Source organism: Streptomyces sp. SKN60, from assembly GCF_026236535.1.
In the GTDB taxonomy this organism is placed as follows: Bacteria; Actinomycetota; Actinomycetes; order Streptomycetales; family Streptomycetaceae; genus Streptomyces.
On record NZ_JAHTMW010000005.1, the window covers coordinates 171571 to 190986 of the forward strand.

The window sequence follows — 19416 nt, forward strand, 5'->3', positions numbered from 1 at the left end:
GTGTCCCGGCTTTGATCTGACGATGAGTCAGATTACTCAACTGACGGTCAGTCAGGAATAGGTGCGGGCCGGGGTCGTTCGGATTACCCGGCCGAGGCGTCCGTGTCCGCGTCAGCGTCCGTGTCAGCGTCCAGTCGTCGGAGTGTGGCGTCGAGCCAGTGCAGCTCGGCGGTGCTGGTCGCGCGGGCCACCGCGAGCAGGCCGCGGCGGAAGGGGTCGTCGAACTCCTCGGCGCCGAGCGGGCGTTCGCCGTCGTAGAAGAAGCTGCTGGGCGTGCTCAGGAAGGCCAGGCGCCGCCGCAGCACCGCCGCCTGCTGCCCGGCGTCGCCCAGGTGCCGCAGGAAGGCCAGCACGGTGAACCAGTGGTTCTCGTCGCTGATCTCCACGCCGTCGGCCTCCCGCAGCCGGCGGCGCAGCTCCTCGCGGCCCTCCTCGGTCAGGATCAGGACGTGCCGCGGTGCGGCCCGGGTGCCGGGCTCCGTCTGGCGGGTCAGCCAGCCGGACCGCTCAAGGCGCTTGATCGCGGGATAGAGCGTGCCGTCGGCGATCGGCCGGACGTGGCCGGTCAGGTGCGCGACGCGCCGCTTGAGCTCGTAGCCGTGCAACGGCTGCTCGTAGAGGAAACCCAGGATCGCCAATTCCAGCATCGCAGCAGTATCCCTCAATCCCTCACGCTCGCTATACATCGTCGTCGAGGTATAGTCTCAGCGTTGTATGGAGGATCGATCGGGGAGGGGACCGACATGCGCGACGCCCAGGTGACGCCACAGGGGGCACGAATCCGTTGGGTCGAGCTACCGGGGGAGGGCGGGCCGGACGGCCGCACCCGCGTCTATCTGCACGGGCTCGGCGCCTCGTCCGGGCCGTACTTCACCGCGGCCGCCGTCCACCCCGCCCTGGCCGCGCGCGGGCACCGCTCGCTGCTGATCGATCTGCTCGGATTCGGCATCAGCGACCGCCCCGAGGACTTCCCCTACACGATGGAGGCCCACGCCGACGCCGTCGCCGCCGCGCTGGAGGCGGCCGGGGTCCGGGCCGCGGACGTGGTGGCGCACAGCATGGGCGGAGCGGTGGCCATCGTGCTGGCGAGCCGTCACCCGGACCTGGTGGCCCGCCTGGTCCTGGTGGACTCCGGCCTCGACCCGGTGCCCGCGGAGCGGCGCCGCGCCGGGAGCGGGATCGCGGGCTACACCGAGGCGGAGTTCCTCTCCGGTGGCGGCTGGCAGGAGGTGCGCGACCGGGTCGGCCCGCACTGGTGGTCCACGATGCGCCTGGCCGGGCTGACCGCGCTCCACCGCAGCGGGGTCCACCTCGCCCGCGGCACCGAGCCGACGCTGCGCGCGCAGCTCACGGCGCTGCCGATCCCGCGCACCTTCCTGCACCCCGCCGTCGACGGCCCGCCCGCCGGCGCGGAGGGACTGCGCGACGCGGGCGTCTCGGTCGTCGCCGTCCCGGACTGCGGCCACAACATCATGCTCGACAACCCGGAGGCCTTCGTACGGGCGACGGCGGCGGCGCTGGGCGCCTGACCGGCATCGGGGCTAGCCCGCGCTCACCGCGTCCGCCAGGACCTCCGCCGCCCGCGCCACCAGTACGTCGTCGGCCGCCGCGTCCTCGGCCGGCTTCGTCGTCAGGACCGTCAGGACCACCGGCGGGCGCCCGGGCGGCCAGGCGACGCCCGCGTCGTTGTTGCCGCCGTAGCGCCCGCCGCCCGTCTTGTCGGCGACGGTCCAGTCCGCCGGCAGGCCCTTGCGGAAGCGCTGCTCGCTGGTCGTGTTGGCGAGCAGCCAGCCGGTGAGCAGGCGCCGGTCGGCCGGGGCGAGGGCGTCACCGAGGACCAGCCGGCCGTACGTACGGCCCAGGGCGCGCGGGCTCGTCGTGTCCGTCGTGCGCCACGGCTCGGCCGAGTTCAGCTCGGGCTCCCAGCGGTCCAGGCGGGTGACCGGGTCGCCGACCGAGCGGGCGAAGCGGGTGATCGCCGTGGGGCCGCCCAGCTCGCGGAGCAGCAGGTTGGCGGCCGTGTTGTCGCTGTGGGTGAGGGAGTACTCGCACAGCTCGGCGACCGTCAGCCCGTCGCCGACATGGTCCTTCGTGATCGGCGACCAGCCCGAACGCGTCACGTCCTCCTGCGTGTAGCGGATGCGCCGGGCCAGGAACTCGCCGTCCCGGTCGAGGTCCCGCAGCACCGCCGCCGCGCAGAGCGTCTTGAACGTCGAGCACATCGGGAAGAGTTCGTCCGCGCGGTACGTCACCAGGCGCCCGCTCCCGGTGTCGTACGCGTACGCCCCGAGGCGCGCCCCGTGCTCCCGCTCCAGGGCGCGTAACCGCTGCCGGGCCCGGCCGTCCTCGCGGGGTGCGGCATGGGCGGAGGCGGCGGGCAGGGCGGCCGCGAGGGCCGCCCCGGCGCCGGCGGCGAGGACGGTCCGGCGGCTGCGACGGTGGGTGTGGCGCATGATCGGGTGCCTTTCGAACGGAGACCGGTCAGCTCCGAACCTACGGCGCCCGGGCGCGCCAAGTCGTCCGCTACGCCCGGCGTTTCGCCGGCCGCCGGGCGATCCGGCCCGCGATCCGCTCGGCGTCGAGCGCCATCTCCCGGAACATCCCGCTGATCGGATTGGTGAACCCGGTGAAGTACAGCCCCTGCGGCAGTGCCGCCTTCCCGTCCTTGCCGCCCTTCCCTGTCTTCCCGGCCTTGCCCGTGACCGGCCGCCCGCGCTCGTCGAGCACGCCGAGGTGCCCGAGCAGCGGCTCCAGGGCGCGGCGGTAGCCGGTCGCCGCGATGACCGCGTCCGGGGTGATGCGAGAGCCGTCGGCGAGGACGACCTCGCCGCCCTCGAAGGAGTCGACGGCGGCCACCGGCTCGACCTTCCCGGCGCGTACGGCCGCGACCAGGCCCACGTCCTGCACCGGGATCGCCCCGGCGCGCACGCGCGAGTAGAGGCCGCCGGTGGGCCGGGGCAGCCCGTACGCGGAGAGGTCGGCGGTCATGAAGCGCCCGAGCAGCCCGGTCAGCCGGTCGACCAGGCCCACCGGGAGCCGGCGGATCAGGATGCCGCTGCGCTGGGTGGGCCAGCCGAGGGTGGAGCGGCGCACGATGTACGGGGGCGTGCGCACCGCGAGCCGGACCCGCGCGGCGCCGCCGCCGGCCAGGTCCGCCGCGATCTCCGCGCCGGTGTTGCCCGCGCCGACGACGAGGACGTCCCGGCCCTCGTACGGCGTGGGGTTGCGGTACGCGCTCGCGTGGACGAGCTCCGCCTTCGCCGTGTACGCGTCCAGGCCGGGCCAGTCGGGCAGCCGGGGCGTGTGGTTGAAGCCGGTGGCGACCACGACGGCGCAGCCGACGAGCCGCCGCCCGCCCGTCGCGTGCAGGATCCACTCCTCCTGCTCCTGCTCGATCCGGGTCACCTCCACCCCCGTCACGATCTCCAGGTCGTGGAACTCCGCGTACTTCTCCAGGTAGCGCACCACGTCCGCGCGGGCCACCCACCGTCCGAAGGAGCGGGGTATGCGAAGCCCGGGCAGCGAGGAGAGGCGCCGGGTGGTGTGCAGCCGCAGCCGGTCGTAGTGGTGGCGCCAGGAGGCGCCGACGGCGTCCGACTTCTCCAGGACGACGGCCCGTACGCCCCGCGCGCGCAGGGCGGCGGCGACGGCGAGGCCGCCGGGGCCGGCGCCGACGACGTAAACGGGGTGGGGCTGGGGGGTGACGGTCATGAATGCTGAGCGTAATGACGCGTACACGCCGTGGGTCTCGGTCAAGAGGGAGTTCGGTTGCGAATCGATCACGCGCGCAGAGGTCTGGCAGGGGTCCGACAGAGGTCTTGCGGAGATGTGTCGGGATCCGGTGAACTGACGGTCTGTCAGTTTTGGTTGTTCCGGGCTCGGGGAGGCACGGCACATGCAGACGATCTGGCTCACCGGCGCCGAATGGCTCGCCGTCCTCCGCATCGGCCTCGGCCTGTGGTGGCTGGAGAGCTGGCGCCACAAGGACAAGAAGGGCTGGTTCGAACGCGGCACGGGCATCGCCTGGGCGGCGGACGTCGCCGGCAAGCACAAGTGGGCGGCGGTGCGCACCGGCTTCCGGAGCGTGGTGACCCCGCGCCCCAAGCTCATGGCGTACGTGGTCGTGTACGCCGAACTCGCCCTCGGCCTCGGCCTGATCACCGGCCTGCTGACCCCCGTCGCCCTCGTCGGCGGCCTGCTGCTCAACCTCCTCTACCTCGTCCTGATGATCCACGACTGGGCCGAGCAGGGGCAGAACGCGATGATGGCGCTGATATCGGTCGTCGCCCTCTTCGCGATGTCCTGGCAGACCTGGTCCCTCGACCATGCGATCGGACTCTTCTGATGGGACCCCTCCGATGACAGCGACGCCGGAAGTCGACGCCTTCACCCGGCCGTACTGGGACGCCGCCGCCGAGGGCCGTCTCCTGATCCGCCACTGCACCGTCTGCGACCGGCCCCACCACTACCCGCGCGAGTTCTGCCCGCACTGCTGGAGCGAGCAGGTCGAATGGCGCCGGGCGGAAGGGCGCGCGGTGCTCTACACCTGGTCCGTCGTGCACCGCAACGACCTCCCGCCGTTCGGCGACCGCGTCCCGTACGTCGCCGCCGTCGTCGACCTCGCCGAGGGCCCCCGGATGATGACCGAGATCGTCGACTGCCCGGAGGTGGAGCTCCGGATCGGCATGGACCTGGAACTCGCCTTCAGGCCGGAGGGCGAGAACGGCGAGTTCCAGGTGCCTGTCTTCAGGCCTCTGAACGCGTGATCCGCTCGACCGGGATCCACAGCTGGGAGTCCGTGTTCGTGCCGATCTCCACCGGCTGGGTCCGCAGCAGCTCCGGACCCGGCCGGCTCGTGTACGGGTTGGACGGGAACCACTGCGTGAACACGTCCCGCCACAGCTCCTGCAGCGCGCTCGGGTAGGGGCCGTGGTCGTCGAAGACCGCCCAGGTCCCGGCCGGCACGTCGAGGACGTCGAGCGCGTCGGAATCTTCTGACAGCTCCGCCTCGGGGCCGGTCGCGACGCCGATCCAGTAGTCCACCTCGGCGCCCTCCTCACGGCTCTCGGACAGATGCTCCACGGCCGACAGGACCCCCGCCGGCTCCCGGTCGGACAGCGCCTTCATCCGTACGATCGTCTCCACGCCCAGGCTCTCCACGAACGCGGCGCCCGCCGGGTTCACCCCCTCGTGGACGAGCGGGATCCGGGCCTTCCGCCCGACCAGACGGAACGCGTCCTGCTCGACGATCCGGTATCGCATGCTGCTGCTCCCTTCGATGACGACTCGGAAGGACATCCGCGGCTGCGAGACGAGCGCGGCGCCGTCGCGCCGGGCCTCGCCCGGCCCGATGCCGTGCACGGAGCGGAACGCGCGGGCGAAGGCCTCGCCCGAGCCGTAGCCGTACGACACGGCCACGTCCAGGAGCGTCCGCTCGCCGGACAGCACCTCGGCCCCGGCCAGGGTCATGCGCCGGCGCCGTACGTACACCGAGAGCGGCATCCCGGCGAGCGCCGAGAACAGGCGCCGGAAGTGGTACTCCGAGGTCGCCGCGATCCGCGCGGCCTCGGCGACGTCCACCTCGCGGTCCGCGAGATGGCGCTCCACATGGTCCAGCGCCCGGTTGAGCCCCTCCAGCACGTCAGCCCCTCCGCCTTTCCTTCCACCCCGGTTCTTCCGGGGTGTCTTCACCGTAGGAACCCCCACCCTCCCAGCACCCGACGATCCGTGCCCGGAACGATCGGGTTCCGACGCGGTGCGGTGTGCGGCGCGGTGCGGTGCGCGGCGCTGTGCCCGATAGTGGAAGCGTGAAGCGGTATCCGCTCATCGCCGCGCACGGCCTGGTGGGCGACCTGCAGACGTGCGCGCTCGTCTCGGACGAGGGCGTCGTCGACTGGTTCGCGGTCCCGCGCTTCGACTCCCCGGGCGTCTTCTCCGCGCTCCTCGACCACGACCGCGGCGGCTGGTTCCGCCTCTCGGTGGACCCCGCGGACGGCGGCGAGGTGACGACGAAACAGCTCTACTACCCCGACACCGCCCTGCTCGTCACCCGCTTCATGTCCCCCGACGGCGTCGGCGAGTTGATCGACTGGATGCCGCCCGACCGCACCGGTCGCGCCACCGACCGGCACGCCATCCTGCGTGTGATGCGCTGCACCCGCGGCACCGTCACCTTCACCCTGGAGTGCCGGCCGCGCTTCGGCTTCGGCCGCGACCCGCACGAGACCACGCTCGACGGCCCCACCGCCGCCTTCCGCGCGCCCGGCGTCGCCGCGTACCTCCAGTCGAACGTCCCGCTGGAGCGGGACGGCGAGTTCGACGTACGCGGCCGCCTCACCCTCACCGAGGGCGCCGTCGCCGGCGCCGCCTTCACGGTGACCGGCCCGCAGGACCCCGTCCCGCCGCTGCCCGGCCCCGAGGAGGTCGAGGCGGCCCTGTGGGACGCCGTCGACTTCTGGCAGGGCTGGGTGCGCACGGCCCGCTACCGGGGCCGCTGGCCCGACATGGTGCACCGCTCCGCGATCACCCTCAAGCTCCTCACGTATCTGCCCAGCGGCGCCCCGATCGCCGCCGGCACCCTCGGCCTGCCCGAACTCGTCGGCGGCGAACGCAACTGGGACTACCGCTACACCTGGATCCGCGACGGCTCGCTCGCCGTCCGGGCCCTCCTCGACCTCGGGTTCGTGGACGAGGCGGCGGCGTTCACGGACTGGCTGACCGACCGCGTGAAGGAGCGCACCGAGAGCGCGGAGGCCGTACGCCCGCTCCAGATCATGTACCGGGTGGACGGCGACCCGTGGCTGCCCGAGGAGATCCTGACCGACTTCGAGGGCTACCGCGGCTCCGCGCCCGTACGCGTCGGCAACGGCGCCGCCGACCAGCTCCAGCTCGACATCTACGGCGAGGCCCTCTACGCCCTCGCCCAGGGCCGCGGCCTCGACACCCAGCCCACCCACGAGGGCTGGCGGGCGGTCTCCGGGCTGCTCGACTGGCTGGCGAAGTCCTGGGACGAACCCGACGAGGGCATCTGGGAGACCCGGGGCGGGCAGCGCGACTTCACCTTCAGCCGGGTGATGTCGTGGGTCGCCTTCGACCGCGGCCTGCGGCTCGCCGAGGAGTTCGGCCGCCCCGCCGCCCTCGACGCCTGGCGCACGGCCCGCGACGCGATCTACGCCCAGGTCATGCAGCGCGGCTGGAGCGACAGCCGACAGGCCCTCGTCCAGTACTACGGCGGTGACGTCCTCGACGCGTCCCTGCTGCTCATCCCGCGCTCCGGCCTCCTCAGCCCCACCGACCCGGCCTGGCTGAGCACCCTCGACGCCATCGAGCGCAGCCTCGTCCAGGACAGCCTGGTGCACCGCTACGACCCCGCCGCCTCCCCGGACGGCCTGCGCGGCGCCGAGGGCACCTTCAGCCTGTGCACCTTCCTGTACGTGGACGCGCTCGCCCGGGCCGGCCGGGTGCGGCAGGCCCGTTTCACCTTCGAGAAGATGCTCACGTACGCCAACCATGTCGGCCTCTTCGCCGAGGAGATCGGGCCAAGCGGCGAGCAACTCGGCAACTTCCCGCAGGCGTTCACCCATCTCTCGCTGATCATGGCGGCGACGACGCTGGACGAGGCCCTTGACGCGCGGGAGGCGGGAGCGCGGGAGGCGGGGCCTTCGCGCTAGCCCAGCGGCGGGGCGATCGCCTGCACGTCGGCGCCCTCGCCGACCCAGAGCGCGATGAAGAGCGCGGCCGTGGCCTCCAGGAGGCCCGACCGGTCCAGGCCCCCGGCCGCGAGCGGGGTGCAGCCGAGGTCCGCGACCAGGGCCTGGACGCGGGCGAGGGCGGCCTCGTCGTCGCCGCAGACCGGGACGGCGAGGGGCCGCCCGTCGAAGACGGGTGGGCGCAGCCGCCAGACGTCCTCGTGGCAGAGGTTGAAGGCCTTCACGACCCGCGCCTCCGGTGCCGCCTCGGCCAGCTGCCGCGCGGCCGACGGGCCGCCCTCCGTCAGCAGCCGGAAGCCCGGCCCGACGGGGTTGGAGCAGTCGACGAGCGTCCGGCCCGCGAGGGCGGTGCGCAGCTCCCGTACGACGCCGGCGCCCGCCCCGTACGGCAGGGCGGCCAGGACCACCTCACCGAACTCGGCGGCCGCCCGCAGCCCGCCGCCCCGCGCCCCGCCCCCGAGCCGTGCGGCGAGCCCGGCCGCACGCGCCAAGTCCCGCCCGCCGATGGTCACTTCGTGCCCGGCGCGCACCCATTGCGTGGCGAGCGCGTCGGCCATGTTGCCCGTTCCCAGTACGCCGATCCGCATCATGGTTCCCCTCTCTCCGTCGGCCTCTCCGTCGGCCGACGAGCCGATGACACCGACGCTAGAGAGCCGCTCGGGCACCATTCGGTACGTGACGCCCGACGCCTATCTCGCGGACTGCCGCGCCCGCCTCGCCTTCGACCTGCTTTCCAACACCTGGAACGCGGTGGTCCTCTGGGCCCTCCGTGACGTGCCCCTGCGCCCGGTCGAACTCCGCGACCGCATCGGCGGGATCAGCTCCAAGGTCCTCAACGAGACCCTCCGCCGCCTCCAGTTCAACGGCCTGATCGACCGCCGCCCCCGGCCCGGGGCCTCGCCCCCGCACGTCGCCTACGCCCTGACCCCGCTGGGCCGGACCCTGCTGCCCGCCATCGATCTGATCGGCGCGTGGGCCTTCGAGCACGGGGACGAGGTGATGGCCGCGCAGGAGAAAGCCGGAGGGGAGGGGGTGTCTGCGCCGTGACCTTGTCGTTATCCACGGCGTATCGATCGCCGGGCCCGCGCCCGGTCGTCCCCCAGAGAGGCAGGATCCCCATGAAGAAGCTGAAGGCCGCCGCCGTCGTACTCGGTTCCCTCGCCGTCGCCGGTGCCGTCGCGCCCGCCGCGAGCGCCGCGGAGTCGGCGCTGCCGCTCGCGCAGGTGACGGACAGCGTCGGTGGTGTCGGCAACGTCGCCAAGACCCTGCCGCTGGACGGCGCGACGACCTCGGGCCTCGGCAACCTGCCGGTGAAGAACCTCCCGGTCCTCGGTGGCCTGCCCATCGGCGGCTGAGTCCGCGGCGCGCGCACCACGCTGCCACTCCCGGGCCCGGGGCGAGGCGATCACGGCCTCGCCCCGGGCCCGCGCGCGTCAGGGGCGCCGGCTCACACCCAGGCCAGGATCTCCGGCGCCGCCTCCGCGAGCGTCGCGAAGTGCCGCTGCGAACCTTCCGCCGGGGATGCCGTGTTGACGGTCCAGACGGTCATCCCGGCCGCCCGCCCCGCCCGTACGCCGGTCGGCGCGTCCTCGATCACCAGACACCGAGCCGGGTCCGCCCCGAGGATCTCCGCCGCGCGCAGATACGGCACGGGCGACGGCTTGCCCTCCGCCACCGACGCCGCGTCCACCACGACCTCGGGCACGGGCAGCCCGGTCCGCTCGAACCGCCCCCGCACCCGGTGCTCGTAGTTCGACGTCACCAGCGCCCACCGCCCGGCGGGCAGCGCCTTCAACAGCTCGCCGGCCCCGGCGAACGCCCCGTACACCCCCGTCCGCACGTCCTCGTCCTCCAGCGCGTGCAGCAGCGCCAGACACTCCGCCGGATCCGCCCCGGGCGCCACGGCCGCGAACGTCTCCACCGGCCGCGTCCGCAAAGCGACGGCGTACACCTCGGCCCCGTCGAGCCCGTGCCGCCCGGCCCACGCGTGCCAGACGCGCCGCTGGTTCTCGACGGCGTCCATGAGGGTGCCGTCGACGTCGAAGAGGACGAAGTTGTTCTCGCTTGTCACGCGGGGAGAGTACTCCGATGAGTTTTCGGGGCCGCCGCCGTCTACCCCTCGTAAGCCAAGCCAAGCCAAGCCAAGCCGGCAGCAGCACGGAGGAGACGAAGAGATGCCCTACGCCGAAGTCAACGGAATGTCCCTGTACTTCGAGGAGCACGGCGCGAGCGAGGACACCGTTCCGCCGCTCGTCCTGCTCCACGGCGGCTTCGGCGCCGGGGAGATGTTCCAGCCGCTGCTGGCCGCCGGGCTCGGCGAGGGGCGCCGGGTGATCACCGTCGATCTGCAGGCGCACGGGCGGACGCCGGACGTCGTCGGCCGGCCGATGTCGATGGAGGCGATGGCCGACGACGTGGCCGGGCTCGTGAAGGAGCTCGGGCTGCCCGCCGTCGACGTCCTCGGCTACTCCCTCGGGGCCGGGACCGCCGCCCGGCTCGCGGTGCAGCACCCGGATCTGGTGCACCGGGTGGTGCTGGTGTCGATGCCGGCACGGCGCGAGGGGTGGTTCCCGGGCGTGCGGGCGCAGATGGACGCGATGCACGAGGGCGCGGCTGACGCGCTGAAGCAGTCGCCGATGTACGAGCTGTACGAGCGGCTCGCGCCGCGGCCGGAGGACTGGCCGGTGTTCGTCGACAAGGTCGCGTCGATGAACCGCCGCGACTACGACTGGACCGAGGAGCTGAGCGCGGTCACCGCACCCGTGCTGCTCGTCTTCGCCGACGCGGACGGGATCAGCCCGGTGCACATGGTGGAGTTCTACGGGCTGCTCGGCGGCGGCCACAGGGACCCGGGCTGGGACGGCGCCGACCGGCCCGCGTCCCGCCTCGCCGTGATCCCGGGGGCCACGCACTACGACCTGATGTTCTCGCCGCTGCTCGTGCCGGTGGTGCGGTCGTTCCTGTGACGGGCGGGCCGGACGCACGCGGTGACGATTCCGCAGGTGAAAGCCGTCCGCCTGGAGAGTGAGTAAAGCGCTCCTCACGGGATTTTCTCCGGCTCCTCCCGAAAGCATCTGGTTTTGGCAAAGAGCCAGCGTGTCGACGACACGTCAGAAGCTTCGGAGGAGTCAGCCAGTGGTTCACATCGGTTACGGCAACGAGCTCAGGGCGCGGATCGCCGCGCCCGGCACCACCCCGCTCATCGGGGTCTACGACATGTACTCGGCGTCCGTCGCGGCCGAGCACTACGACGGCATGTTCGTGTCCGGCTTCGGCTTCGCCGCCTCGTACTACGGCCTTCCGGACATCGGGTTCATCGCATGGCCGGACATGGTCGCCTTCGTGCAGCGGCTGCGCGGCGCGTTCCCGCGGCACCACCTCCTGGTGGACATCGACGACGGCTACGTCGACCCCGAGGTCGCCTGTCACGTCGTGGAGGGCCTGGAGCGGATCGGGGCCTCCGGGGTGATCCTGGAGGACCAGAAGCGGCCGCGGCGGTGCGGGCACGCGGACGGCAAGCAGGTGCTGCCGCTCGACGAGTACCTGGCGAAGCTGGAGATGGTGCTGCAGACCCGGCGGGACATGGTGGTCGTGGCGCGGACGGACGCGACGGACGAGGACGACATCCTGCGGCGCGCGAAGTGCCTGGCGGCGACGGACGCCGACGTCGTGCTCGTGGACGGGGTGCGGAGCGTCGAGTGGATCCGGCGGATCCGTGACGTGGTCGACGGCAAGCCGCTGCTCTTCAACCAGATCGCGGGCGGCAAGTCGCCGCGCCTCTCGCTCTCCGAACTCTCCGAGCTCGGCGTCGACGTGGCGATCTACAGCACGCCGTGTCTCTTCGCCGCGCACCAGGCGATGGACTCGGCGCTGGCCGAACTCAGGTCGGCGGACGGCCGGTTGCCCTCCTTCGACCCGGACCGCGGCGTCGGCGTGGCCGCCTCCACCCGCCTCCTGGAGCGCAACATCACCCGCCACCACGAGCACCACGGGGACCGTGAGCGGGTGGGCGCGTGATCCGGCTGAAGGCCCTGGGGCTCGCGGCCGCCCTGCTGGCCGCCGGCGCGGCGCCCGCCGCCGCGAGCGGCAGCCTCGTCACCGTGATCGACAACTCCCACTCGCAGAACGAGACGGACGCGTTCGTGGAGATCGACCGCGCGGCCAACGTCCAGTACGGCAGCAGCGGCACGGCCGGCAGTGACCACGACGGCAGCGCGGTCGAGGCCGTCCAGGCCCTGGTCGGCCGCATCGGCGCCCCCGACGACGCCTAGCCCCTCGGACATACGAGAACGGCCGGACACCGCCCTCGTGGTGTCCGGCCGTTTCGCGCTGGTTCCGTCGGTCGCCCGTCAGTCGCCCGTCAGTCGCCCGTCAGTCGTCCAGGAGGTCCGGCAGGCCCAGCTCGTTGAGCTCGACGGGCTCCGGCCCGTCCTCCAGGACGACGGCGGTGGCGGTGGTGGCGGCGTACGCCGTGGCCGTGCCGCCGAAGGCGAGCAGCCCGGCGGTCAGGGCGAGGGCGGCGACGAGGCCGCGGGACGTGGTGGTGAGGTTCATGCCCGGGGAACGACCCGGCCGGCCCGGCGGTCACGCAGCGTTACCGCAGGAGAGCGAGAGGCGCCCGCGGCCCGCCCGAGCGCCCCGGGCGCGCCCCCAGGGGGGTGTCCAGGGCCTGCCCGACCCTGATCCACCGGACAGGCCCTAGCCCGCCGTCCGCTCGACGACGCCCCGTGCGTACGCCGCCTGCCCCGCGTGCTGGTTGTCCTCGGCGATGACGCTGACGAGCCGGACACCGAGGGTGACGTGCGGGGTCCAGCGGGTGTCGACCACGCGGTCGAGATCGGCGTCGGTGAGGGAGCCGAGGTGGGAGAGGGTGCGGGCGTGCACCGCGTCGTAGTAGGCGAGGAGCAGGTCGGCGGGGGCGCGGACGGCGGCGACCTGGGCGCTGCTGTGGCCGAAGCCGGTGGCGTCCTCCGGGAAGGGGAGGCCGAAGCGGCCGGAGAAGCCGTCCGAGGTCCAGATCTGCTCCGTGCCGAACGCGTCGGCCACGTGGTCGTCCTGAATCCGCGTCAGATGCCAGACCAGCCAGGCGATCGAGTTGGCGTCGGGGTCGACACGGGCGGTCAGCTCGTCGTCCGACAGTCCCTCGACGGCCTGGTGCACGGCCTCCTGGACCCGGCCGAACGCATCGGTCAGAAGCTCGGCGCTCTTCATGGCGTCACGGTACGCGCTCAGGCCCGCTCGTAGTGGTAGCCCTCGCCGTGGGCCGGGCCGACGTCGTGGGTGAGCCCGGTCGGCACGGCGAGGACGAACGCGGACGCGTCGCCGTTCGTGCAGGACGGGTAGCCGCTGGACCTGGCCTGGTCGAGGATGGCGCTGCCCAGGTTGACGCGCTTGCCGCCGTCGGTGACCGAGACCAGCTTGGCCACGTGCTCGCAGTGGGCGCCGTTGATCTCGGTGATCATCCGGGCGGCGATCTGGCCGGGAGCGACGCGGTACAGGTAGACGGTCTTGGGCTGGCCGATGTTGTACGCGCTCGTGTACGTCCAGGTGCCGACGAAGCCCGACGGGACCTGGCCGGTGCTGCTCGGCGCGGTGGTCTTCGCGGGCGCCGGGGCCGGCGCGGGCTTCGGCGCGGCCGTGGTGGTGGTCGCGGGCGGCCTGGGCTGCGTACCCCCGCCGGCGGAGCCCCCGGAGGAGCCCCCGGAGGAACCGGCCGGGGGCGGGACCTGCCCCGGCTGCTGCCCGCCCGGGGGCACGGTGGCGGTGCCGGGCGGGGGAGCGGACGTGGGGCCGGCGGTCGTGGTCGCGGGCGGGGCGGAGCTCTGGGCGCCGGACGAGGTACCCGGGGCGCCCGGGCTGCCGCCGGGGGGGGCGGGGGCGCCCTGGAGGTCGCGCTGGCGGGCGTTGTCGTCGATGAGCTTCACGACGGTGCCGCTGATGCCCAGGACGACGAAGACGGCCGCGACGATCGTCCAGATCCGGGAGGCACGGCGCGGCTCGCGGCGCACGGTGACCGGGGTCGCGCCTACCGCGCCCACCGCGTCCGGGGTGTCCCCGGCCCCCGGGGCCTTCGGGCGCAGCCCGACCGTCCCCGTGTCAGTGGTCTCCGCCTCGGTCTCCGCCTCCCGCTCCAGCTCCTCCGACAGCGCCTCGACGTCAAGCAGCCGGGCCGCCTGCCGGGCGAGCCGGGCCACCAGCTCGGGCGGCAGCCACGCCCCGCCCGCCACCGGGCCGCGCCCGGACTCCTCGCCCGGGAGGGCGGGGTCGGCGAGGAGCGCGGCGATGCCGGGGCGCTCGGCGGGGTCCTTGATCAGACAGCGGGCGAGGAAGGCGCGCAGCGCCTCGGACTCCACCCGGTCGAGCTCCGGCTCGGCCTCCACGATCCGGAACATGATCGCGTGCTGGTTGCTGGCGCCGTGCCCGAACGGCAGCCGCCCGGTCACCGCGTACATCAGCACGCAGCCGAGCGCGAAGACGTCGGCCGCCGGGCCCAGGGACTCGCCGCGGACCTGCTCGGGGGCCATGAAGCCGGGCGAGCCGACGACCATGCCGGTGCTGGTCAGGAGTGATTCGACGGAGGGCTCCAGGGCCCGCGCGATGCCGAAGTCGATCACCTTGGGGCCCTCGACGGTGAGCATCACGTTGGACGGCTTGAGGTCCCGGTGCAGGATCCCGGCGCCGTGGATGCCCTGGAGGGCCCGCAGCAGGCCCAGCGCGAGCGCCAGGACCGAGTCGGCGGGCAGCGGCCCGTGCTCCCGGACCACCTGCTCCAGGGACGGCCCGGGCACGAAGCCGGTGGCCACCCAGGGCCGGTCCGCCTCGGGGTCGGCGTCCAGGACGGGCGCGGTGTAGTGCTCGCCGACCTTCCGTACGGACGCGATCTCCCGGCGGAACCGGGCCCGGAACTGCGGGTCCTGCGCGTGCTCGGCGTGCACGACCTTGACCGCGACGGTCCGCCCGCCCCCGGAGCGCGCCAGATACACCCGCCCCATCCCGCCGGACCCGAGCCGCCCGAGCAGCCGGTACGGCCCGATGACCCGCGGATCACCGGCCCGCAGCGGCTCCATCCCGCTGCCGCCCGCGTCCCCGCTCCCGCTCCCGTTTTTGCGCTCGCTCTCGCCGCTCATGCCGGTCCGGTCCCCCTGGTCGTCACACCTGATGCATGGTCAAGTCGAACGCGCCTCAGGGTAGATGAGGGCTCACGAGGAAGGGATGCCGGTTCCGGACGGGCCGGCCGGGCGCTGTCCCGCTATCGCCCGGGGTGCGCCTTTCGCTCGGGGTGGGCTTTTCGCCACTCCTCGACCGCCGCCTCCACGTCGAACGGGCGCAGGTTCAGCGGCGGGCCGGCCGGCGGGCGGAACAGGGCTTCGGCGATCTTGGTGTTGATCTCGCCGAGGATCCGGCGGAGCTGGGACTCGGAGCCGGCGGCCCGGGCCGCCTCGGCCGCGTCCTCGGCCTCCTTGCGCAGGGCCAGGGCGGGCGGCAGCGCGGCCATGCCCTCGCGGTGCATCTTGCGCTTGATCCACCACAGCTCGTCGTACGGCGCGGTGTCGTCGCCGAGGGGCTTGCCGAAGCCCTCCAGGCGGGCGAAGTCCCCGCGCTCGGCGGCCTCGCGGATCTGCTTGTCGACGAATGACTCGAAGCTGACTCCGGGCGGTTTCCGTTCGGTCATGCGTCCAGCGTACGACCCGGTGTGCGACCCGGAAACGGGCAGGAGCCCCGCTCGTGCGCGTCGCGCGCACGGAGCGGAGCTCCTTGGGTACAGCTCTAGAGGATCGCGATCGTCGACCCCGGGGTCACTTAGACCGGGGTGACGTTCTCCGCCTGCGGGCCCTTCGGGCCCTGCGTGACGTCGAAGTTCACCTGCTGGTTCTCCTCGAGGGAGCGGAAGCCAGAGGCGTTGATCGCGGAGTAGTGGACGAAGACATCCGGGCCGCCGCCTTCCTGGGCAATGAAGCCGAAGCCCTTTTCAGCGTTGAACCACTTCACGGTTCCGGTAGCCATGAGCCCTCCTATGGGCCAAAGGGTCGCCCTGCTCCAGAACCTGCAACCAAGTCTGAAAACTACAAAAGCCTGCGGGTCACATGCTCCGCAGGCTCTGTACTGCAAGGGAAACCAAACTGCAACTTGCGTCGAGCGTAGCACGCAGCGTGCGCGAAGCGGTAGAGGGAAAGATCACGTCACTCACATGTTTGACGGCGGGGCGGCGCGCCCGGCCCGGCCCCGGCGATGTCCACCGTACGAGACGGGTCTAGCCTCGCGATGTGGACAATGCAACCGATGACCACCAGCGGAGCCGGCCCCGGGTCGGCCACATCCAGTTCCTGAACTGCCTGCCCCTCTATTGGGGCCTGGCCCGCACGGGAACGCTGCTCGACCTGGAGCTGACGAAGGACACCCCGGAGAAGCTCAGCGAGCGGCTGGTCCGCGGCGACCTCGACATCGGCCCGATCACCCTCGTCGAATACCTCCGGCATGCGGACGAGCTGGTCGCGCTGCCGGACATCGCCGTCGGCTGCGACGGGCCCGTCATGTCGTGCGTGATCGTCTCCCAGCGGCCGCTGGCGGAGCTGGACGGCGCGCGGGTCGCGCTCGGCTCCACCTCGCGCACCTCCGTGCGGCTGGCGCAGCTGCTGCTCGCGGAGTCGTACGGAGTGGCGCCCGACTACTTCACCTGCCCGCCCGACCTGGGGCTGATGATGCAGGAGGCGGAGGCGGCGGTGCTGATCGGCGACGCCGCGCTGCGGGCCTCGCTGCACGACGCGCCGCGGCTCGGGCTCCAGGTCCACGACCTGGGCCTGATGTGGAAGGAGTGGACGGGCCTGCCGTTCGTCTTCGCGGTGTGGGCGGTCCGCAAGGACTTCCTGGCCCGCGAGCCCGAGGTCGTCCGCGATGTGCACCGGGCGTTCCTGGCCTCGCGCGACCTGTCGCTTGAGGAGGTCACCAAGGTGGCCGAGCAGGCGGCGCGCTGGGAGTCCTTCGACGCGGAGCTGCTGGAGCGGTACTTCCGGACGCTCGACTTCCGCTTCGGGCCCGAGCAGCTCGCCGGCGTGCGGGAGTTCGCCCGCCGGACCGGTCCGACGACCGGCTTCCCGCCGGACGTACGCGTGGAGCTCCTCGCCCCGCGCGCGTAAGCCCCTCTGCAGGAGTCGTTACGACGCGGATTCCGGTGTCTCCATCGGCACCGGGCCCTGCAGGTGCGCGCTCAGCCACGCCATCGTGCCCTCGTCCATGCCCCGCATGTACGAGCGCGCGTTGTGCTCGCCGTCCTGGATGACCTGGAGCCGGGTCTTGAGCGGGCCCTTGGTGTACGTGCGCATGAAGGCCCGCACCTTCTTCGCCACACCCACTTCCTTGGTGCCGATCTGGAAGGCGACGTACACCTGGTTGCCGGGCGTGTCGGGCTTCCGGCCGAGCGCGGCGGCCATCCGCTCCGGGTTGTTGGCCTGCCGCTCGCGCTCGTGCCCCTTCCACAGCGGCGAGTCGGGCACGAGGTCCGGCCCGGAGGCGATCACGGCCTTGAACCGGTCCGGCTTCTGCAGCACCGACTTGAGGCCGACGAAGCCGCCCGAGGACGAACCCATGAAGGCCCAGCCGTCCCGGGAGGCGAAGGTGCGGAAATTGGCCCGGACGAAATCCGGCACGTCCTCGGTCAGCCAGCTGCCGATTTTCGGATGGCCCGGAATATCGCTTCCGTCGTAGTAGAAGTTGGCGTCCGGGTTGAGCACGGGCATCACGACGATGAACGGAAGGCTCTTTCCCTCCTCGACCCACTCGTTGATGTGGCCCGGCAAGTCGATGCCCTTGCCCGTCCAGTAATTCGTCGGGTAGCCCTTTCCGCCGGGCAGGGTGATGAGGACCGGGAAGCCGGTCTCCGCGTAGGCCGGGTCGAAATACTGTTTGGGTGCCCACACCCACACCCGCCCGGTGAATCCCGACTTCTCGCCCTGGAGTTCGGTCACCCCGATCTTGGTGCCGTCGTCGAGGTCGCGCTGGACCGTGAAGGAGGCCTTCGGGCCGGTCGGGAAGACGGTCTCGGGCACGCCCCCGCCCGGCTTGCCGCCGCTGTCCGGGTGCCCCGTCGGCGTGCCCTTGCCGTCGTGCCCGGTGCCCTTCCCGTGGCCCGCGCCGCCCTTCCCGTGCTGCTGCTGGGCGGCCTGCTGCTGCGGATGACGGGTGCTCCGGGGCGTGTCGAACGAGACCGGATCGCCCTCGTCGGAGGAGGCGCAGCCGGTGACCAGCGCGAGGGAGGAACCGAGCGCGACGAAGGCCGCGAGGGTCCGGGTCGGGCGGCGACGACGTGTCATGACGTGCTCCGGGTGCGATTCGGGCGATACGGAGGATTCCGGAGAAGGAGAGGGCCGCGGCGGCGGTTCGGTTGGCTCGGGACCGGCACGAATCCGCCGGAGGGCCCTGGCGTAGGCTGGCCGGGTCCGATCAGCACGCCCGAAGTACGCGTCCGAACCCCCTCCGAAAGGGACACACCCGGTGACCGAGAAGGCCGATCTCACGTCTTTTGATGTCACAGCCGTTCTCGACCGCGCCGCCGCGGGTGGCCGGATCACCCCCGAGGAGGCGCTCGACCTCTACCGCTCGGCGCCGCTGCACGCGCTCGGCGCCGCCGCCGACGCGGTGCGCCGCCGGCGCTACGCGGGGACCGAGCACATCGCGACGTACATCATCGAGCGCAACATCAACTACACGAACGTCTGTGTGACGGCGTGCAAGTTCTGCGCGTTCTACGCGGCGCCGAAGGACACCAAGAAGGGCTGGACCCGCGACCTCGACGACATCCTGCGCCGCTGCGCGGAGACCGTGGAGCTCGGCGGCACCCAGATCATGTTCCAGGGCGGCCACCACCCCGACTACGGCGTGGAGTACTACGAGGAACACTTCTCGGCCATCAAGAAGGAGTTCCCGGAGCTGGTCATCCACTCCCTCGGCGCGTCCGAGGTCGAGCACATGGCCCGGATCTCCAAGGTCTCCGTCGAGGAGGCCATCACCCGGATCCACCAGGCCGGTCTGGACTCCTTCGCGGGCGCCGGCGCCGAGCTGCTCCCGGAGCGGCCGCGCAAGGCGATCGCCCCGCTGAAGGAGAGCGGCGAGCGCTGGCTGGAGATCATGGAGATCGCCCACGGCCTGGGCGTCGAGTCGACCTCCACCATGCTGATGGGCACCGGCGAGACCAACGCCGAGCGCATCGAGCACCTGCGGATGATCCGTGACGTGCAGGACCGGACGGGCGGCTTCCGGGCCTTCATCCCCTACACGTACCAGCCGGAGAACAACCACCTGAAGGGGCGGACCCAGGCCACCCTCTTCGAGTACCTGCGGATGATCGCGATCGCCCGCCTCTTCCTCGACAACGTGGCGCACATCCAGGGCTCCTGGCTCACCACCGGCAAGGAGGTCGGCCAGCTGTCGCTGCACTACGGCGCGGACGACCTCGGCTCGATCATGCTGGAGGAGAACGTGGTCTCCTCGGCCGGCGCCAAGCACCGCTCCAACCGCCTGGAGATCATCGACCTGATCCGCAAGGCGGGCCGGGTGCCGGCGCAGCGCTCGACGACCTACGAGCACCTCGTCGTCCACGAGGACCCGGCGAACGACCCGGTCGACGAGCGGGTGGTCTCGCACATCTCCTCGATCGCGATCGAGGGCGGCACGGCGCACCCGGAGCTGAAGCTCCTCGACGCCAACTGAGGCC

Annotated in this window: 23 protein-coding genes; 11 read left to right on the forward strand and 12 right to left on the reverse strand. The window is 72.5% G+C overall.

Features of this window, described 5'->3' with window-relative positions:
• Positions 1-83 precede the first annotated feature (83 nt).
• Positions 84-647, reverse strand: a complete 564-nt coding sequence (locus KV205_RS10540; RefSeq protein ID WP_265863877.1) for a PadR family transcriptional regulator — start codon at positions 645-647, stop codon at positions 84-86.
• Positions 648-743: 96 nt separating this feature from the next.
• Here KV205_RS10540 and KV205_RS10545 point away from each other — a divergent pair, with 96 nt between their 5' ends.
• Positions 744-1529, forward strand: a complete 786-nt coding sequence (locus tag KV205_RS10545; RefSeq protein WP_265863878.1) for an alpha/beta fold hydrolase — start codon at positions 744-746, stop codon at positions 1527-1529.
• Between the two features lie 12 nt (positions 1530-1541).
• Here KV205_RS10545 and bla read toward each other — a convergent pair whose 3' ends face one another.
• Entirely contained in the window at positions 1542-2453 is a 912-nt protein-coding gene (gene bla, locus KV205_RS10550; RefSeq protein WP_265863879.1) for a class A beta-lactamase, read from the reverse strand.
• 70 nt (positions 2454-2523) lie between these two features.
• Positions 2524-3711: an NAD(P)/FAD-dependent oxidoreductase gene (locus tag KV205_RS10555; RefSeq protein WP_265863880.1), complete on the reverse strand. Its 1188-nt coding sequence runs from the start codon at positions 3709-3711 to the stop codon at positions 2524-2526.
• Between the two features lie 184 nt (positions 3712-3895).
• Here KV205_RS10555 and KV205_RS10560 point away from each other — a divergent pair, with 184 nt between their 5' ends.
• Together KV205_RS10560 and KV205_RS10565 are read left to right on the forward strand one after the other, a co-directional pair.
• A complete protein-coding gene (locus KV205_RS10560; RefSeq protein ID WP_265863881.1) occupies positions 3896-4345 on the forward strand; it encodes a DoxX family membrane protein in 450 nt (149 codons plus the stop codon).
• Positions 4346-4358: 13 nt separating this feature from the next.
• Positions 4359-4766 (forward strand): Zn-ribbon domain-containing OB-fold protein, encoded by a 408-nt coding sequence (locus KV205_RS10565; RefSeq protein ID WP_265863882.1) that lies wholly within the window; start codon positions 4359-4361, stop codon positions 4764-4766.
• On the opposite strand, the gene KV205_RS10570 is transcribed toward KV205_RS10565, so the two are convergent.
• Positions 4747-5640, reverse strand: coding sequence for an AraC family transcriptional regulator (locus KV205_RS10570; RefSeq protein ID WP_265863883.1), 894 nt, complete (start codon positions 5638-5640; stop codon positions 4747-4749). The genes KV205_RS10565 and KV205_RS10570 overlap by 20 nt on opposite strands.
• Positions 5641-5807: 167 nt before the next feature.
• Between KV205_RS10570 and KV205_RS10575 the strand changes: the two genes are divergently transcribed.
• Positions 5808-7670: a glycoside hydrolase family 15 protein gene (locus KV205_RS10575; RefSeq protein ID WP_265863884.1), complete on the forward strand. Its 1863-nt coding sequence runs from the start codon at positions 5808-5810 to the stop codon at positions 7668-7670.
• Here the strand turns inward: KV205_RS10575 and KV205_RS10580 are convergent.
• Positions 7667-8296: an NADPH-dependent F420 reductase gene (locus KV205_RS10580; RefSeq protein WP_265864074.1), complete on the reverse strand. Its 630-nt coding sequence runs from the start codon at positions 8294-8296 to the stop codon at positions 7667-7669. The genes KV205_RS10575 and KV205_RS10580 overlap by 4 nt on opposite strands.
• Before the next feature lie 88 nt (positions 8297-8384).
• Between KV205_RS10580 and KV205_RS10585 the strand changes: the two genes are divergently transcribed.
• Positions 8385-8756 (forward strand): helix-turn-helix domain-containing protein, encoded by a 372-nt coding sequence (locus KV205_RS10585; protein WP_265863885.1) that lies wholly within the window; start codon positions 8385-8387, stop codon positions 8754-8756.
• Between the two features lie 71 nt (positions 8757-8827).
• A complete protein-coding gene (locus KV205_RS10590) occupies positions 8828-9064 on the forward strand; it encodes a hypothetical protein (protein WP_265863886.1) in 237 nt (78 codons plus the stop codon).
• 92 nt (positions 9065-9156) lie between these two features.
• On the opposite strand, the gene KV205_RS10595 is transcribed toward KV205_RS10590, so the two are convergent.
• Positions 9157-9780, reverse strand: a complete 624-nt coding sequence (locus tag KV205_RS10595; RefSeq protein ID WP_265863887.1) for an HAD-IA family hydrolase — start codon at positions 9778-9780, stop codon at positions 9157-9159.
• Between the two features lie 103 nt (positions 9781-9883).
• Here KV205_RS10595 and KV205_RS10600 point away from each other — a divergent pair, with 103 nt between their 5' ends.
• The 3 genes from KV205_RS10600 (at position 9884) to KV205_RS10610 (ending at position 11980) form a co-directional block, all read left to right on the forward strand.
• Positions 9884-10675: an alpha/beta fold hydrolase gene (locus KV205_RS10600; protein WP_265863888.1), complete on the forward strand. Its 792-nt coding sequence runs from the start codon at positions 9884-9886 to the stop codon at positions 10673-10675.
• Positions 10676-10853: 178 nt separating this feature from the next.
• Positions 10854-11726: an oxaloacetate decarboxylase gene (locus KV205_RS10605; protein WP_265864075.1), complete on the forward strand. Its 873-nt coding sequence runs from the start codon at positions 10854-10856 to the stop codon at positions 11724-11726.
• Entirely contained in the window at positions 11723-11980 is a 258-nt protein-coding gene (locus KV205_RS10610) for a hypothetical protein (protein ID WP_265863889.1), read from the forward strand. Before KV205_RS10605 ends, KV205_RS10610 begins: the two co-directional genes overlap by 4 nt.
• Before the next feature lie 100 nt (positions 11981-12080).
• On the opposite strand, the gene KV205_RS10615 is transcribed toward KV205_RS10610, so the two are convergent.
• From KV205_RS10615 to KV205_RS10635, 5 genes are all read right to left on the reverse strand, one after another.
• The gene (locus KV205_RS10615) at positions 12081-12263 is read right to left on the reverse strand and encodes a hypothetical protein (protein WP_265863890.1); all 183 of its coding nucleotides are present in this window, start codon (positions 12261-12263) and stop codon (positions 12081-12083) included.
• Between the two features lie 144 nt (positions 12264-12407).
• A complete protein-coding gene (locus KV205_RS10620) occupies positions 12408-12920 on the reverse strand; it encodes a DUF664 domain-containing protein (protein ID WP_265863891.1) in 513 nt (170 codons plus the stop codon).
• Positions 12921-12937: 17 nt separating this feature from the next.
• Positions 12938-14836, reverse strand: coding sequence for a serine/threonine-protein kinase (locus tag KV205_RS10625; RefSeq protein WP_265863892.1), 1899 nt, complete (start codon positions 14834-14836; stop codon positions 12938-12940).
• Positions 14837-14958: 122 nt separating this feature from the next.
• Positions 14959-15381 (reverse strand): DUF1992 domain-containing protein, encoded by a 423-nt coding sequence (locus KV205_RS10630; RefSeq protein WP_265863893.1) that lies wholly within the window; start codon positions 15379-15381, stop codon positions 14959-14961.
• Positions 15382-15509: 128 nt separating this feature from the next.
• On the reverse strand, positions 15510-15713 hold the full coding sequence (locus tag KV205_RS10635) for a cold-shock protein (protein ID WP_046908818.1): 204 nt from the start codon (positions 15711-15713) through the stop codon (positions 15510-15512).
• Between the two features lie 260 nt (positions 15714-15973).
• Here KV205_RS10635 and KV205_RS10640 point away from each other — a divergent pair, with 260 nt between their 5' ends.
• A complete protein-coding gene (locus KV205_RS10640; RefSeq protein ID WP_265863894.1) occupies positions 15974-16843 on the forward strand; it encodes a menaquinone biosynthetic enzyme MqnA/MqnD family protein in 870 nt (289 codons plus the stop codon).
• Between the two features lie 18 nt (positions 16844-16861).
• Here the strand turns inward: KV205_RS10640 and KV205_RS10645 are convergent, their stop codons facing one another.
• A complete protein-coding gene (locus KV205_RS10645; protein WP_265863895.1) occupies positions 16862-18016 on the reverse strand; it encodes an esterase family protein in 1155 nt (384 codons plus the stop codon).
• Positions 18017-18197: 181 nt separating this feature from the next.
• On the opposite strand from KV205_RS10645, the gene mqnC reads away from it, so the two are divergent.
• Positions 18198-19412, forward strand: a complete 1215-nt coding sequence (mqnC, locus tag KV205_RS10650) for a cyclic dehypoxanthinyl futalosine synthase (protein ID WP_265863897.1) — start codon at positions 18198-18200, stop codon at positions 19410-19412.
• Positions 19413-19416 lie beyond the last annotated feature (4 nt).